General features: G+C 64.6%; 12 protein-coding genes. 9 read left to right on the top strand and 3 right to left on the bottom strand.

Annotation, left to right across the window (positions count from 1 at the left end; all coding sequences use genetic code 11):
- Positions 1 to 44: 44 nt before the first annotated feature.
- From IWX88_RS04640 to holA, 3 genes are all read left to right on the top strand, one after another.
- Positions 45 to 668: a helix-hairpin-helix domain-containing protein gene (locus tag IWX88_RS04640; RefSeq protein WP_196827605.1), complete on the top strand. Its 624-nt coding sequence runs from the start codon at positions 45 to 47 to the stop codon at positions 666 to 668.
- A 32-nt stretch (positions 669 to 700) separates the two neighbouring features.
- Positions 701 to 3,184, top strand: coding sequence for a ComEC/Rec2 family competence protein (locus tag IWX88_RS04645; protein WP_196827607.1), 2,484 nt, complete (start codon positions 701 to 703; stop codon positions 3,182 to 3,184).
- Positions 3,185 to 3,310: 126 nt separating this feature from the next.
- On the top strand, positions 3,311 to 4,393 hold the full coding sequence (holA, locus tag IWX88_RS04650; RefSeq protein WP_231368762.1) for a DNA polymerase III subunit delta: 1,083 nt from the start codon (positions 3,311 to 3,313) through the stop codon (positions 4,391 to 4,393).
- Positions 4,394 to 4,511: 118 nt separating this feature from the next.
- Here the strand turns inward: holA and rpsT are convergent, their stop codons facing one another.
- Together rpsT and IWX88_RS04660 are read right to left on the bottom strand one after the other, a co-directional pair.
- Positions 4,512 to 4,772 (bottom strand): 30S ribosomal protein S20, encoded by a 261-nt coding sequence (gene rpsT / locus IWX88_RS04655; protein WP_196827609.1) that lies wholly within the window; start codon positions 4,770 to 4,772, stop codon positions 4,512 to 4,514.
- Positions 4,773 to 4,911: 139 nt separating this feature from the next.
- On the bottom strand, positions 4,912 to 5,640 hold the full coding sequence (locus tag IWX88_RS04660; RefSeq protein WP_196827611.1) for an alpha/beta fold hydrolase: 729 nt from the start codon (positions 5,638 to 5,640) through the stop codon (positions 4,912 to 4,914).
- Between the two features lie 43 nt (positions 5,641 to 5,683).
- Here IWX88_RS04660 and IWX88_RS04665 point away from each other — a divergent pair, with 43 nt between their 5' ends.
- From IWX88_RS04665 to hemW, 5 genes are all read left to right on the top strand, one after another.
- Complete coding sequence (locus IWX88_RS04665) at positions 5,684 to 6,823, top strand: pyridoxal phosphate-dependent aminotransferase (protein WP_196827613.1); 1,140 nt, start codon at positions 5,684 to 5,686, stop codon at positions 6,821 to 6,823.
- A 108-nt stretch (positions 6,824 to 6,931) separates the two neighbouring features.
- Positions 6,932 to 8,782 carry a translation elongation factor 4 gene (lepA, locus tag IWX88_RS04670; RefSeq protein WP_196827615.1) on the top strand — a complete coding sequence of 617 codons (1,851 nt, stop codon included), beginning with the start codon at positions 6,932 to 6,934 and terminating at the stop codon, positions 8,780 to 8,782.
- 76 nt (positions 8,783 to 8,858) lie between these two features.
- The gene (locus IWX88_RS04675) at positions 8,859 to 10,655 is read left to right on the top strand and encodes an acyl-CoA dehydrogenase (RefSeq protein ID WP_196827617.1); all 1,797 of its coding nucleotides are present in this window, start codon (positions 8,859 to 8,861) and stop codon (positions 10,653 to 10,655) included.
- A gap of 127 nt (positions 10,656 to 10,782) precedes the next feature.
- On the top strand, positions 10,783 to 11,451 hold the full coding sequence (locus IWX88_RS04680) for a DUF1990 family protein (protein WP_196827619.1): 669 nt from the start codon (positions 10,783 to 10,785) through the stop codon (positions 11,449 to 11,451).
- A complete protein-coding gene (gene hemW / locus IWX88_RS04685; RefSeq protein WP_196827621.1) occupies positions 11,451 to 12,689 on the top strand; it encodes a radical SAM family heme chaperone HemW in 1,239 nt (412 codons plus the stop codon). The genes IWX88_RS04680 and hemW overlap by 1 nt, the downstream gene beginning before the upstream one ends.
- Before the next feature lie 58 nt (positions 12,690 to 12,747).
- Here hemW and IWX88_RS04690 read toward each other — a convergent pair whose 3' ends face one another.
- Positions 12,748 to 13,116 (bottom strand): DUF4870 domain-containing protein, encoded by a 369-nt coding sequence (locus IWX88_RS04690; RefSeq protein WP_196827623.1) that lies wholly within the window; start codon positions 13,114 to 13,116, stop codon positions 12,748 to 12,750.
- A 281-nt stretch (positions 13,117 to 13,397) separates the two neighbouring features.
- Here IWX88_RS04690 and hrcA point away from each other — a divergent pair, with 281 nt between their 5' ends.
- Complete coding sequence (gene hrcA / locus IWX88_RS04695) at positions 13,398 to 14,420, top strand: heat-inducible transcriptional repressor HrcA (protein ID WP_196827625.1); 1,023 nt, start codon at positions 13,398 to 13,400, stop codon at positions 14,418 to 14,420.
- Positions 14,421 to 14,432 lie beyond the last annotated feature (12 nt).

The following is a 14,432-nucleotide window of genomic DNA, read 5'->3' on the forward strand; positions in this document are numbered from 1 at the left end:
TTTTTGCGACGTGGGCGGCGGCGGATTCTCCCTAGCCTTCTGGCATGGAACCGCCTGCCGCACTCATCGCCCGCCGATCGGTCCGCGCGAGGGTGGGAGTGGGTGCGGCCGTCGTCCTTGTGCTGCTCGGTCTTGGCATCGCGGTGCTGGTGAGTGCGTTCGGGTCGCACGGGTCATCCCAGTCGGTGACGCCACCGGCCCTGGCGGCGACGCCGGGCGCGAGTGGGGCCGGGCGCTCCGGGACTGGCGCGGCGACCATCTACATCCATATTCTCGGCGCAGTTGCGAAGCCGGGTCTCTACCTCCTTCGTGATGGGGATCGCGCGTTGGATGCGGCGGCTGCCGCGGGCGGATTCAACGCGGCTGCCGACCAGTCGGGTCTCAACCTCGCCCGACTCCTCGTAGACGGAGAGCAGATTTACGTGCCGACTATCGGCGGGACCCCCGCGGTGACTCCGGGAGTAAGCGCCGTGGGTGGCAAGGTCAACATCAATACTGCGGATCAAACAGCGCTCGAGACCCTTCCTCGAGTGGGGCCGGCCATGGCGAAGCGCATCATCGACTGGCGCACTACCAACGGAAGATTCACTGCGCTGGAAGATCTGATGAGCGTCACGGGTGTGGGGGAGAAGACCTTTGACTCGCTCAAGGATCTCGTGACGCTGTGATGCGCTTCGATGCGCTGTGATGCTGTGATGCTGTGACTGTGGACCTGCGGCTCGCGCTGCCGGCAGTGATCGCGTGGGTGTGCGTCGGACTGTTGATCGGGGCGCCCCTCCTGCTCCCCGGTACGGCGATCGCGCTGTGGGTGGCGACGATAGTCATCCTGCTGGTGACGCTGCTGGTGACGCTGATGGTGGGCGGGCGTGGGCGTGGGCGTGGGCGTGGGCGTGGGCTTGCGCGCGGACGCGGGCGCCTGCAGCCACTGCTCGGCGGTGCTGTGGTCGCACTCGCCGCCACGGCCCTGCTCGTCAGCGTCGCCGCCATCCGTGCTCCTGACCGTCAGCCTGAAGTGCTGGTCAATGCCGCGCAGGCTGGTCGCTTTGTCACCGTGACCGCCACGGTCACCCAGACGGTGCAGGCAACCCAGACCGCTGCGGATGCCCAGACAGTGCAGGCAACCCAGACAGTGCAGGCAACCCAGACAGCGCCGGACACCCAGGGTGACAGCGCCAGCCAGGTGATGTTCTCGGCGACGCTTGCCCGGGTGACCCTTGGCACACGCACCCTGACGGTCAACACGCCTGTCATGGTGTTCGCAGAGCGGCCCGCCGCGACGATTGGTGTTGGTGCGACCGTCACGCTGGCCGGCACTCTGTCGGCGACGGATCCGGCAGACGAGGTCGCATTCCGGCTGTTTGCCGATCGCAAGGTGCGCGTCGAGTCGACAGCGCCCTGGTATCTCGAGTGGGCAAACGGCCTACGGGCTCGATTTCGGGATGCCGCGGGTACTCTGCCCGGTGATGGCGGCGACCTGCTTCCCGGCCTCGCCATCGGTGACACCAGCGCGGTCGGAACGCCGCTCGACACCGCCATGAAGGCGACGTCGCTGAGTCACCTCACCGCGGTGTCCGGGGCGAACTGTGCCGTCGTCATCGCGCTGGTCATGCTCGGAGGGGTGGCGGTCGGCCTCCCGCGTGCATCACGGGTGACCCTATCGGTCGTGATCCTCGTGGGGTTTGTCGTTCTGGTCACTCCCGAGCCGAGTGTGTTGCGGGCCGCGGTGATGGCCGCACTGGTGCTCGCGGCGCTCGCCAGGGGGCGACCGGTGCGCGGCATCCCGATCCTTGCGCTGGCGAGCCTGATCCTGCTTGCCATCGATCCGTGGCTTTCCCGTAGCTACGGCTTTATCCTCTCTGTGCTCGCCACCGGCGGCCTGCTGATGCTCTCCGTGCCACTCACCCGACTGCTGTCCCGCTGGATGCCGATCTGGCTGGCCGCAGTGCTCTCCATCCCCATGGCCGCTCAATTGGCATGCCAGCCGGTGCTCATCCTGCTCAATCCGAGTATCCCCACCTATGGTGTCGTGGCAAATGTGCTCGCCGAGCCAGCGGCTCCGGTCGCAACCGTCCTCGGGCTCATCGCCTGTGTGCTGCTGCCGATTGTTCCTGTGGTCGGGCAGGCCGTCGCGGCACTGGCCTGGCTGCCTGCGGCGTGGATTGCCGCCGTCGCCACCTTCTTCGCCGGGCTCCCTGGCGGTGCACTTCCCTGGCCGCAGGGGGCCGTCGGTGTGATCTCGGTTGCCGTCATCACCGGGTTGCTTCTCACGGTTCTGCTCGCACAGCGGGGGCGTCGCTTTCGCAGGGTCGCCTCGGTTGCCCTCGCGCTCGTTCTGGTGGCGGCGGGAGGCATTACGGTCGGCGATTCCGCGAGGCAACTCCTGTCGCGACCGAGAGACTGGCAGATCGCGGCCTGCGATGTCGGGCAGGGGGATGCGGTGCTGGTGCGCAGTCTCGGGCAGATCGCACTCATCGATACCGGCCGTGATCCGAAGCTCCTGCGTCGCTGCCTCGACCAACTCGGCATCGACCGCATCGACCTCCTCGTACTCACCCATTGGGATATCGACCATGTCGGTGGCACGCCGGCGGTCTTCGGGCGAGTCACAGCGGCGATGATCGGACCGGCCGATGGCTCGAGGGCATCCGGGATCGCCGGGCAACTTGCCCGTGGTGGGGCGGTCGTCAGCCAGGTCAGTCAGGGCCTCATGGGCGGGCTTGGCGAACTTGGCTGGGAGGTACTGTGGCCGCGGGCACGGCTCGGGTCGGTGGAGCCTGGCAACGATGCCAGCGTCACGGTGCGGTTCACCGGGCTCGGCGCGTGCGCAACAGGCTGCCTGTCGGCGCTCTTTCTCGGTGACCTGGGCAACCGACCACAGGCGCTCATGATGGCGGCTAATCGCATTGGTCCGGTGGATGTCGTCAAAGTTGCGCATCACGGTTCCGCCGATCAGAACCCACGCCTCTACGCGGCGGTGCGCGCGAGCGTCGGAGTGATCGGAGTGGGTCTCGACAACAGCTATGGGCACCCCACCAAAAAGCTCCTCGGTGTACTTGCTGACAACGGAACCACACCAACCCGCACCGATCTCGAAGGGCTGACTCTGCTGTCGCCGAGGCCCGGCGGCGGTGTGCGGGTCTGGACGGAGCATCCGCTGCCGGAGGGGAAGGCGCTGTCGCGCTAGCGGTCGGCCTGTCAGTGCTGGCGCAATAAACTGGGCGGCACCCGCACATTCGCGCCCGTTCGGGGCAGCGTTGGGTAGCGCAGTGGCACGCGGGCGGTGTCAGACACAGCAGCGGGAGGTGGAGATATGGTAGGCAAGGCAGTAGCAGGCAAGTCGGTAGCAGACAACGCAGCAGCAGGCAACGCAGCACCGAAATCCGCTGCCAAGACGGCGAAAGTCATCGTATCGATCCCGCAACTTGGCTGGGACCGCATCCGTCCGGCGCAGGTGGTGCTCGTCTCCGGCACCGAGGATTTTCTTGCCGAGCGCGCAATTCGCATGCTGCGCGAGATTCTGCGGGCGGAAGATCCCAGCCTCGAGATCAGTGATCTGGGGGCGGATGACTACGGCCCGGGCGAGCTGATCACTCTGGCCAGCCCCTCGCTGTTCGGCGAGCCGCGCCTGATCCGGGTGAGCGGTGTCGAGAAGTGCACGGATGCCTTCATCGCCGAGACGCTCCAGTATCTGGAATCACCGGCCGATGACACCTATGTTGTGCTGCGGCACGGCGGCGGGGTGCGCGGCAAGAAGTTGCTCGACGCAATTCGCGGGGGACTCGGCAATGGCATCGAGATTGTCTGCACCGAGCTGAAGAAGGACTCGGAGAAGCTCGACTTCGCAGCGGCGGAGTTTGCGGCCGAGAATCGCCGGATCACCAGCGGTGCCCTCGGCGCTCTCACCAGCGCTTTCTCCGATGATCTCGCCGAACTCGCCGCCGCATGCCAGCAGCTCATGGCTGACGCCAGCGCGGAGATCACCGAGGTCACGGTCGAGAAGTACTATTCGGGCCGGGTCGAGACCAACGCGTTCCGGGTTGCGGATGTCGCAATCGCGGGTCGCCGCGGGGATGCCCTCATCCTGCTGCGCCATGCGCTGGCCTCCGGAGCAGACCCGGTGCCGATCGTCGCTGCTTTTGCAAGCAAGCTCCGCACTATGGCGAAGATCTCCGGTGCGCGCGGCGGGTCCGGTCAGCTCGCCCAGCAATTCGGGCTTGCGCCCTGGCAGGTGGACCGGGCACGGCGTGACCTGCAGGGCTGGGACGATCGCGGCCTCGGCCGGTGCATCGAACTCCTCGCCCAAACGGATGCCGCGATTAAGGGTGCCGGTCGTGATCCGGTGTTCGTGCTCGAGCGCCTGGTCGGTGTGATCAGCACCCGCGGCACGACCTGATCGACACCACAGCCGAAGCCCGTCAGACGCAGAAAGCCCGTCAGACGCAGAAAGCCCGTCACCGCAACGGGTGACGGGCTTCTCGTGCACTGAATGGCTAGAGTGCTGCGACCTGTGGCTAGAGTGCTGCGACCTGCTTGGCGATGGCCGACTTGCGATTCGCGGCCTGGTTCTTGTGAATGACACCCTTGCTTGCGGCCTTGTCAAGCTTCTTCGACGCAAGCGCGAGGGCGGTAGCGGCCTTGGCAGCGTCACCGGCAACAATGGCCTCGCGGGCGGAACGCACTGCGGTCTTCACTTCGCTCTTCACGGCCTTGTTACGGTCCTGGGACTTCTTGTTGGTGCCGATGCGCTTGATCTGCGACTTGATGTTTGCCAATGTCTAACTTTCTCTGTGAATCGAATGGTTGAGGGCAGCCGCGAACCGGCTCCAGTGCTGAGGGATCCGGGCTGCGATTCGCGAAACCATTCGGATACCAAATGTTCCACGCAAGCCAACCGCTTACGATACCAGTGCGTCAGCGATCCGGCAATGTGGCGCGGGACCGTGTTGGGTGCTGTCCGTCGAGAATCCCGAGCAACAGGCGTGCCGTGTCGAGCGGCCGACGGAACCGGGCGGCAAGCCGCACCCCGCTCTGGCGCACGAGTCGATGATCGGCGGCGGCGGTCAGGAAGGCACGCTCCTGCATCCAGAACTGGTCGAACTGTCCATTGAGTAACCAGATCGGCACCTGCAGTCGGTGCAGCGCGGCCGCCGTATCGAGGGCGTCGAGTTGGCGGAGGGTGTCTGCGAAATGCTCGGAGGGCGCCACACCGCCAGAGGACTCGGCCCGCGCAAAAGTAGATGAGGCGGCACTGCTCATAGCGGCACCGCTGTCGGGCAGCATGTGATGGGTGCTGACGGATGCGATTCGGTAACTGTCGAGAATCCAGCTCAGCGCCTGCGTGCCACAGCCGATCGCCACGACACCTCCTACGGTGTCGATGAGCGAGCCACACTCCACTGCGAGGTGACCACCGAGACCCCGCCCGATGATGAACACGGGTGCCGGCCCGAGCGACCGCACGGCAACAGCCACGGTCACCAGCGACTCGCCAATGGAAAACGGTTCGTCGATGCGCGCTCCGTGGCCGGGCAGTTCCACCGCGACGACTGTGTGCCCGTGAGCGGTGAGGGCGTCGGCAACGGTCATCCACTCGGTGCATGAGCCGCGAAGTCCGTGAACGAGCACGACTGGGGTGGGCATGGCCCGATGGTAATCGTTCTGGATGTGGTTATAGCCTGTCGGTATGCCGTCTCTCTCCCCTCACATCGCATCGGTCCCGCCGTCCGGAATCCGGCGTATTTTTGAGATCGCCCTCGAGCTCGACGACGTGATCTCTCTCGCGGTGGGGGAGCCGGACCGCGCGGTGGCGCCGCATATCCTCGCGGCGGGCGCGCAAGCCTGGCGCAATGATTTTACGAATTACTCGGCCAATGGCGGCATCCCAGCGTTGCGGGCCGCAATCGTGCAGAAACTTGCCCGTGAGAACAACATCCACGTGGATGTCGAGCGGGTCTGGGTGACTCTCGGAGCCACCCAGGGCCTCTTTCAGGCGATGCGCCTGCTGCTCTCCACTGGCGACGAAGTACTCGTGCCCGATCCCGGTTACACCACCTTCACTATGAATGCCCGCTTGCTCGAGGCGGTTCCGGTGCCATATTCGTTGAAGATAGAGCACGGCTTCGCTCCCGACCTCGACGAACTCGAGCGACTGGTCACGGACCGCACGCGCGTGATCATCATCAATTCGCCATCGAATCCGCTCGGGGTCGTCTTCCCTGAACAGCAGTTACGCGCAATTCTCGACTTTGCCCGACTCCATGACCTGTGGGTGCTCAGTGACGAGGTCTACGAGTACTTCACCTACGGTGCCCCGCATGTGAGCATCGCAAGTCTTGACTCCGACGATCGTGTGTTCAGTGTCTTCTCCCTCTCCAAGACCTACGCGATGACCGGTGCACGCATCGGCTACCTGGTGACCCCACCGGGGCTTGCCGCGATCATGCGGTCGGTGCAGGAAGCCTCGATCAGCTGCGTTGGAATGCCGGACCAGTATGCCGCGGTCGCCGCTATCACCGGTGACCACCAGCATGTGGCGGATTCGCGCGAGCACTACCGTGACAACCTGGAGGCGGCGTGCGCACTTCTCGATGAGCGGGGTATCCGCTACCAGCGTCCGGGTGGTGCTTTTTATCTGTGGGTGGATGTCTCGCACGTCAGCAACGGCGATGTGGCCGTCTGGGCCGAACACTTCCTGTTGCGCGACCGGGTGGCGGTGGCTCCAGGCAGCGCGTTCGGGCGATCGGGCGAGGGCTGGATCCGGGTGTGTCTTGCTGCCGAGCAGACCATACTGCTCGAGGGTCTTGGGCGGTTGCCTTCACCGTAGCAACAGGCACACCGAGGGGGGGCACGCCCCGACCGCCCCACGCATCCTGTCCGGCGTGCACCATGGCAGAATTAGGGCGACCCCGCGGCATCGATACGAAGGATTTGCGTGAGCCCCAGAGCACTGAAGGCCCTCGAGCCGGCGTCGACCGACCCCGCCTTCATTCGCAACTTCTGCATCATCGCCCACATCGACCACGGCAAATCAACACTGGCCGACCGGATGCTGCAGATCACCGGTGTCGTCAGCGACCGCGATATGCGGGCACAGTACCTCGATCGCATGGACATCGAGCGCGAGCGTGGCATCACCATCAAGAGCCAGGCCGTGCGGATGCCCTGGGAGCTCGATGGACAGACTTACGCTCTGAACATGATCGATACCCCCGGTCACGTGGACTTCACCTATGAGGTCTCCCGCTCGCTCGCCGCGTGCGAGGGCGCGATCCTGCTGGTGGATGCCGCGCAGGGCATCGAAGCTCAGACACTTGCGAACCTGTACCTCGCTCTCGACAACGACCTGACAATCATCCCGGTGCTCAACAAGATCGACCTGCCTGCGGCAGATCCAGAGAAGTACATCAAGGAGATCGTCGGGCTGCTCGGCTGCACCCAGGAAGACATCCTGCTTGTCTCCGGCAAGACCGGTGTCGGCGTGTCGGAGTTGCTCGACCGGGCGACCCGCCTCATCCCTCCGCCGATCGGCGACCCGGCGGCTCCGGCGCGCGCGATGATCTTCGACTCGGTGTACGACTCGTATCGCGGTGTCATCACCTACGTGCGCATGATCGATGGGGCACTGAAGCCCCGCGAGAAGATCATGATGATGAGCACCAAGAGTGCGCACGAGGTGCTCGAGATCGGTGTGAGCGCGCCCGAACCGACTCTCACCAAGGGTCTGGGTGTCGGCGAGGTCGGCTACCTCATCACCGGCGTCAAAGACGTGCGTCTGAGCAAGGTGGGCGATACCGTCACGAGCTTCACCAAACCAGCGACCGTCGCGCTCAAGGGCTACTCCGAGCCGATGCCGATGGTGTTCTCCGGCGTCTACCCGATCGATGGTTCCGACTATCCGGCGCTGCGGGAGGCCCTCGACAAGCTCAAGCTCTCGGATGCCGCTCTGGTCTACGAACCGGAGACCTCCGTCGCACTCGGGTTCGGCTTCCGCTGCGGATTCCTCGGACTCCTGCACCTCGAGATCGTGACCGAACGTCTGGAGCGGGAGTTCGGGCTCGACCTCATCGCCACGGCACCAAGCGTGATCTACCAGGTGACGACGGACGATAAGAAGACCGTTACCGTGACCAATCCGAGTGAGTTTCCCGGCGGCAAGATCGCCTCGGTGAGCGAACCGGTGGTGAAAGCATCGATTCTCACCCCGAAGGATTTCGTTGGCACCGTCATGGAGCTCTGCCAGGGCCGTCGCGGCACGATGCAGGGCATGGAGTATGTCGGCGAAGACCGGGTCGAGTTGCACTACACGATGCCGCTCGGCGAGATCGTGTTCGACTTCTTCGATCAGCTGAAGAGCCGCACAGCCGGCTACGCGAGCCTCGACTATGAACCGACCGGCGACCAGGATGCGGATCTGGTCAAGGTCGATATCCTGCTTCAGGGCGAGGCAGTGGATGCGTTCAGCGCCATCGTGCACCGCGATAAGGCGTATGCCTATGGCGTGCTGATGACCGAGCGGCTCAAGAAGCTCATCCCGCGACAGCAATTCGAGGTGCCGATCCAGGCTGCAATCGGCGCACGGATCATCGCCCGCGAGTCCATCAGCGCGATGCGCAAAGACGTGCTCGCCAAATGTTACGGCGGTGATATCACCCGCAAGCGCAAGCTCCTCGAGAAGCAGAAAGAGGGCAAGAAGCGAATGAAGATGGTGGGGCGTGTTGAGGTTCCCCAGGAGGCATTCATCGCCGCGCTCAGCGGCGACACGGAGACCAAAGACAAAAAATAGCCCGCGCGCCCCAACCGGTGTGTGAGTCAGTACAACGTTCGTGGGCGAATGATCGCTGGCGCAGTACGCTGCGAACATGAGCAATTACCGTCCGCCTGTCTCGGATCTTGCCTTCGTCCTCGAACACGTCGTCGGGTATCCGCAGGTTGCGGCGCTTCCCGGCTATGAGCACGCCGATCTCGACACTGTCGTCGATCTTCTCGAGGAATGCGGCGACTTCATGGTGAAGGTCGTGGCTCCGACCAATCAGGCCGGGGATGTCGAGGGCGCCACGCGCGACGCCGACGGCACCGTTCGCACACCGGAGGCCTTCACGTCTGCCTACCGTCAGTACGTCGATGCGGGTTGGGGCTCAGTGCCGTTCCCGGAGGAGTTCGACGGCGGTGGCTTTCCGTGGTCGGTTGGACTCGCCATCCAGGAAATGCTCGGATCAGCCAACATGGCCTTTGCGCTCTGCCCGCTGCTCACCCAGGGGGCAATCGATGCACTGCTGCACTACGGCGACGATGCTCAAAAGGCCACTTACCTGCCGAAGATGATCAGTGGCGAATGGACCGGCACGATGAATCTCACCGAGCCACAGGCGGGTTCGGATGTCGGAGGGTTGACCACCCGCGCCACGCTGAACGGTGACGGCAGTTATGCGATCACGGGGCAGAAGATCTACATCACTTACGGTGAGCACGATCTCTCAGAGCAGATCGTGCACCTCGTACTCGCCCGCACTCCGGGAGCGCCGGCCGGCACCCGTGGTATCTCGTGCTTCATCGTGCCCAAGTTCCATGTGCACGATGATGGCTCGCTCGGTGAGCACAATGGTGTCTCCTGTCTGTCGATCGAGCACAAGCTCGGCATTCACGGTGCACCGACCTGCGTGCTCTCCTACGAGAACGCGACGGGCTACCTCATCGGCGAGGAGAACCTCGGCATGCGCATCATGTTCGTCATGATGAACAGCGCACGCCTCTCGGTCGGCACGCAGGGCCTGTCGATCGGGGAGCGGGCGTACCAGGGTGCGCTGTCTTATGCCCAGGTACGCACTCAGGGCAGGGCGATTGGCGCAACCGTCGATTCACCCATCATCGACTTTCCCGACGTGCGCCGAATGCTGATGACGCAGAAGGCGTACCTCTCGGCTCTGCGTCGACTCGTTCTCTTCAACGCGGTGCAGATCGACCTCAGTACGCACAGTACGGATGAAGCGGCACGGGTACGGGCATCCGAAATCGTCGGAATCCTGACCCCGATCAGCAAATCCTTCGGTACTGACCTCGGGGTGGAGCTCACCTCCCTCGCCCTGCAGGTCTACGGCGGGATGGGCTACATCGAGGAGACTGGCGCGGCGCAGCACTTCCGTGACGTGCGAATCACGCCGATCTACGAGGGAACCAACGGTATCCAGGCCGCTGACCTCGTCGGACGCAAACTCGCCGTTCGCGACGGGGCATCCTTTTTCGAGTTCATCGCGACCATGCGCGAGATCGACGCGGAGCTGGCGATTGCGGGAGATGCCTTTGCTACCATCCGCGTGCAGTTGCGCACGCAGCTCGACTGTCTCGAAGCAGCGACCGGATGGATGCTGCGCACCGGCCAGTCCGACCCGAACGCCGTGCTCGCCGGCTCGTCTCCGTACCTGCGTATGTGGGGCCTCTGCGTGGCCGGCTGGCTCATGGCGCGTTCGGCCCTCGCGGGCGAGGCTACCGGGGACGTCGACCTTGCAGAAACCCAACTGGTGCTTGCACGGTTCTACGCTGAGCAATTGCTTCCGCAGGCAGCCGGACTGTTCGGCGCAGCCACCGGGGGCGCACGCGACCTGTTCGCCCTTGATGCCGACCAGCTCGCCGGGCACGCGCGGAGCCGCGCGCTCAGCTAGCCTGCGGCAGCGCCGAGCGGGCCGGTCGACCCTCCCGTCCAGACCGGAAGCATGGGTCTAGCGCCGGTAGAATTCACCCATGCCTGCGACTTCCGTTCAACCATGCTCGAACGTCGGTCATCGGTAGATGCCTGCGCCTCTGCCACTGTGGGAGCAGCCCGTCACCTATGCAACGGTGGGGGCTACCCAATCTGCCGACCTGCTGGCCAAATCCCCGGTCGGGTATCGCCCGTTTCGTCAGCGGTCCCGCATTGGGCACGGCGATGCCCGGTGGGACTACGCCTGGAATGAAGTGATGTCCTGGGGCATCCAGCGCAACAGCGGATTCCGGATTGAGGTCGCGGATGTGCCGGCTGCGGTCAGCGATCAAACCTACGTACCCGTCGCCTTCGACGCGGCTGGTGCGCCGGTCGTCTCTGCCGAAGCTGCCGATGAGATCGTCTTCTCTCCCACCGGTGCGCCGTTCATCGTTCCAGGGGATTCGGTCAAGCTCGACATCCCATTCGGCCCATTCCACGTGACCGCCCCGGCTCGCGTCGTCTATGTGGTGAACGAGGTGAACCGTAAGGGTTTCGCTTACGGAACCCTGCCGGGACATCCCGAGAGCGGTGAAGAGTCCTTCATCGTCGAGCACACCCCGGATGGCTCGGTCTGGCTGGAAATCAGTGCATTCAGCCGCCCCGCTAACGGTTTCTGGTGGCTGGTCTACCCCGTTCTGCGACTCTCGCAGACCTACTACACGCGGCGGTATTTCGACTCACTCTCCGGCGGGCTCCCACCGAGGCCCGGGAACTGATGCCTGGCGCACTTCCCATCGCGGATGCTGCTCCCTCCGACGGCGCGCTGCCGTCCTCCGTCGTAGTCGGCGCGGCCGAACGCGACTTCGGTGTCTACGTTCATGTGCCGTTCTGCCGGGTGCGCTGCGGATATTGCGATTTCAACACCTACACCGCCGAGGAGTTGCGCGGGGCTAAGCGCTCGGACTATGCCAGCCAGGCCATTGCCGAGATCGACCTTGCACGGGACGTCCTGCGTCGTGCCGAACTACCGCACCGACCCGCGTCCACTTTGTTCTTCGGTGGTGGCACGCCCACGATGCTGCCCGCAACCGATCTCACCGCAATGCTCGCGGCCGTCGCAGACACGTGGGGGCTCGCGCAGGATGCCGAGATCACGACGGAGGCAAACCCCGATTCGGTGGATGCCGTCTACCTGCGCGTTCTCGCCGATGCCGGATTCACGCGGGTGTCGTTCGGCATGCAGTCGGCGGTGCCACATGTGCTGGCGACGCTCGAACGTACTCACGATCCCGAGCGGGTACCGCTCGTCGTGCAGTGGGCGCGTGAGGCCGGCCTCGAGGTGAGCCTGGATCTCATCTACGGCACACCAGGAGAATCGCTCGACGATTGGCGGACGTCCCTCGAACACGCCATCGCGCAGCATCCGGACCATCTTTCGGCCTATTCGCTCATTGTGGAGGATGGCACAAAGCTCGCCCGGCAAATCCGGCGCGGCGAAGTGGCCCGGCCCGACGAAGACCTGCAGGCCGATATGTACGAACTGGCGGATGAGGTGCTTGAGGCTGCCGGCTATGGCTGGTACGAGGTGAGTAACTGGTCGCGGGAGTCATCCGCTGATGTCGTTGAGCATCGCTCGCGGCACAATCTCGCCTATTGGCAGGGCCAGGACTGGTGGGGGATTGGTCCGGGGGCGCACAGTCACGTCGGTGGGGTGCGCTGGTGGAATGTGAAGCATCCCGCCGCCTATGCCGACCGGATCGGCGCCGGCCGGTCTCCCGGAGCTGGCCGGGAGACCCTCGACGACGAGACCAGGCGGGTAGAGAGCGTGCTGCTCGGCACCCGCATCCGGGATGGGCTGGTGATCGCGCAGCTGCCCTCCAGCGCGCGCACCGCCATCGCCGGTCTCATCGGTGACGGGCTCGTAGATGGGGCGTCCGCTGTTCGCGGCACGCTCGTGCTCACCCTGCGCGGGCGGCTTCTTGCCGATGCCGTCGTGCGCCGCCTGCTCCCCTAGGTTCGTTCACTGCCCAGGGCGACAGGGAGACAGGGCGGCAGGGCGGCAGGGCCGCGTTCTAGTCGGAGACGAACTTGATCGCGACCGGGTAGGTGTACAGGTTTCCGCGGTTGGCGGCGACCGTCGCAATGATGCTGAACACGATGTTGAGCAACCCAGCCGCGAAAACGATCACGCCGCCGATGAAAATTCCGAGGGTCGCGAAGCCGATCAGGTAGCCGAGCAGCACGGTGAGCTGGAAGTTGAGGGCGGTGCGGGTGTGCTCGCGGATGAATGGACCGCGGTCCCGGAGCACGAAGTAGCCGACCAGTGCTGGCAGGAAGAAGAAGAAGATCCCGCCGAGGTGAATGAGCGTCGCCCAGAGTTTTTCATCGCCTGGGCTGAGCGGCTGGGACTGCTGATACGGGTTCGGAGGAATCGCTGACATGCCGATAGTCAAGCAGAAAGATCGGCCGGGCGCGCGGTCTGGCGGGTGAGAGCGCGCGGTCTGGCGGGTGAGAGCGCGCGGTCTGGCTGGTGAGGGCGCGCGGCCGCCGTCGGGCATCCACTGCCCCGGTTGGACTCGCTCACGGTACGATTGGCAGTCGAGACCTGTGAGTGCCAAGCCTGTGCACGAACAGTTCGCACGAACAGTTCGCACGTCCCGCTCGCACGAATCATGCGGTGCGATGTGACGTCGACACGATGACGGAGAGTGGGGTGATGAGCATGGTTTCGGAACGGGGCCTCGACGTGCTTCGCGTCATCGTGCAGGATTATGTTGCCTCGCGGGAGCCGGTGGGCTCGAAGTCCATCGTCGACCGATACTCCTTTGGCGTCTCGGCTGCGACCATCCGTAATGACATGGCGCTGCTCGAAGAGGAAGAACTGATCGCGGCGCCGCACACCTCATCCGGACGTATCCCGACCGACAAGGGGTATCGAGTGTTCGTCAACCAACTCGCCGACCTCCGACCGCTCAGTGCCGCGCAGCGCGCCGCGATCGAGACCTTCCTCGGGTCATCCGCCGACCTCGATCAGGTGCTCGGCCGCACGGTCCGGCTGCTTTCGCAGCTCACGCACCAGGTGGCGCTCGTTCAGTATCCCTCGCTGTCGCGTTCACGGATCCAGCATGTCGAACTCGTGCGCGTTGCCTCGTCGCGGGTGATGACCGTGCTGATCACCGATACCGGCCGGGTCGAACAGCGATTGCTCGATGTCTCGGACGAGGTGGATGAGGGCTTCCTTGCACAACTCGGATCACGGATCAATGCAACCCTCGGGGGGCTTGGGCTCGCCGAGGCAGCAGAGAAGCTGACCCTGTTTCCCGAGCAATTCGCGGCCTCTGAGACTGCGGCCGTCGGTCGCATCGTCTCCGCGCTGATCGAGCAGGTGCTGGCCAATCGGCAGGACAGGCTGGTTATGGCTGGAACGGCGAACCTGGTGCGCACGGAGGAAGACTTCAGCGGCAGCATCTACCCTGTTCTCGAGGCGATCGAGGAGCAGGTCACACTGCTGCGGCTGTTCGCCGAGATGGAGCCAGACCAGAACGGCTTCTCGGTTTCGATCGGGAAAGAGAATGCCTCATTCGGCCTGGGGGAGACCTCGGTGCTCACCACGGGCTACTCGATCTCCGGTGGAGAGGTGTCACGTCTCGGCGTGATCGGCCCCACTCGCATGGACTATTCGAACAATATCGCGGCCGTGAGAGCTGTCGCCCGCTACCTGTCCCGCCTCCTCGGCGAGGACTGAAGACCAAAGGGA

It is taken from the genome of Frigoribacterium sp. CG_9.8 (assembly GCF_015751965.1).
Taxonomy (GTDB): Bacteria; Actinomycetota; Actinomycetes; order Actinomycetales; family Microbacteriaceae; genus Lacisediminihabitans.

Coding starts and splice junctions, on each gene's coding strand:
- IWX88_RS04640 (WP_196827605.1), top strand. CDS start 45: ATGGAACCGCCTGCCGCACTCATCGCCCGCCGATCGGTCCGCGCGAGG.
- holA (WP_231368762.1), top strand. CDS start 3,311: ATGGTAGGCAAGGCAGTAGCAGGCAAGTCGGTAGCAGACAACGCAGCA.
- IWX88_RS04660 (WP_196827611.1), bottom strand. CDS start 5,640: ATGCCCACCCCAGTCGTGCTCGTTCACGGACTTCGCGGCTCATGCACC.
- IWX88_RS04665 (WP_196827613.1), top strand. CDS start 5,684: ATGCCGTCTCTCTCCCCTCACATCGCATCGGTCCCGCCGTCCGGAATC.
- IWX88_RS04675 (WP_196827617.1), top strand. CDS start 8,859: ATGAGCAATTACCGTCCGCCTGTCTCGGATCTTGCCTTCGTCCTCGAA.
- IWX88_RS04680 (WP_196827619.1), top strand. CDS start 10,783: ATGCCTGCGCCTCTGCCACTGTGGGAGCAGCCCGTCACCTATGCAACG.
- hemW (WP_196827621.1), top strand. CDS start 11,451: ATGCCTGGCGCACTTCCCATCGCGGATGCTGCTCCCTCCGACGGCGCG.
- IWX88_RS04690 (WP_196827623.1), bottom strand. CDS start 13,116: ATGTCAGCGATTCCTCCGAACCCGTATCAGCAGTCCCAGCCGCTCAGC.
- hrcA (WP_196827625.1), top strand. CDS start 13,398: ATGGTTTCGGAACGGGGCCTCGACGTGCTTCGCGTCATCGTGCAGGAT.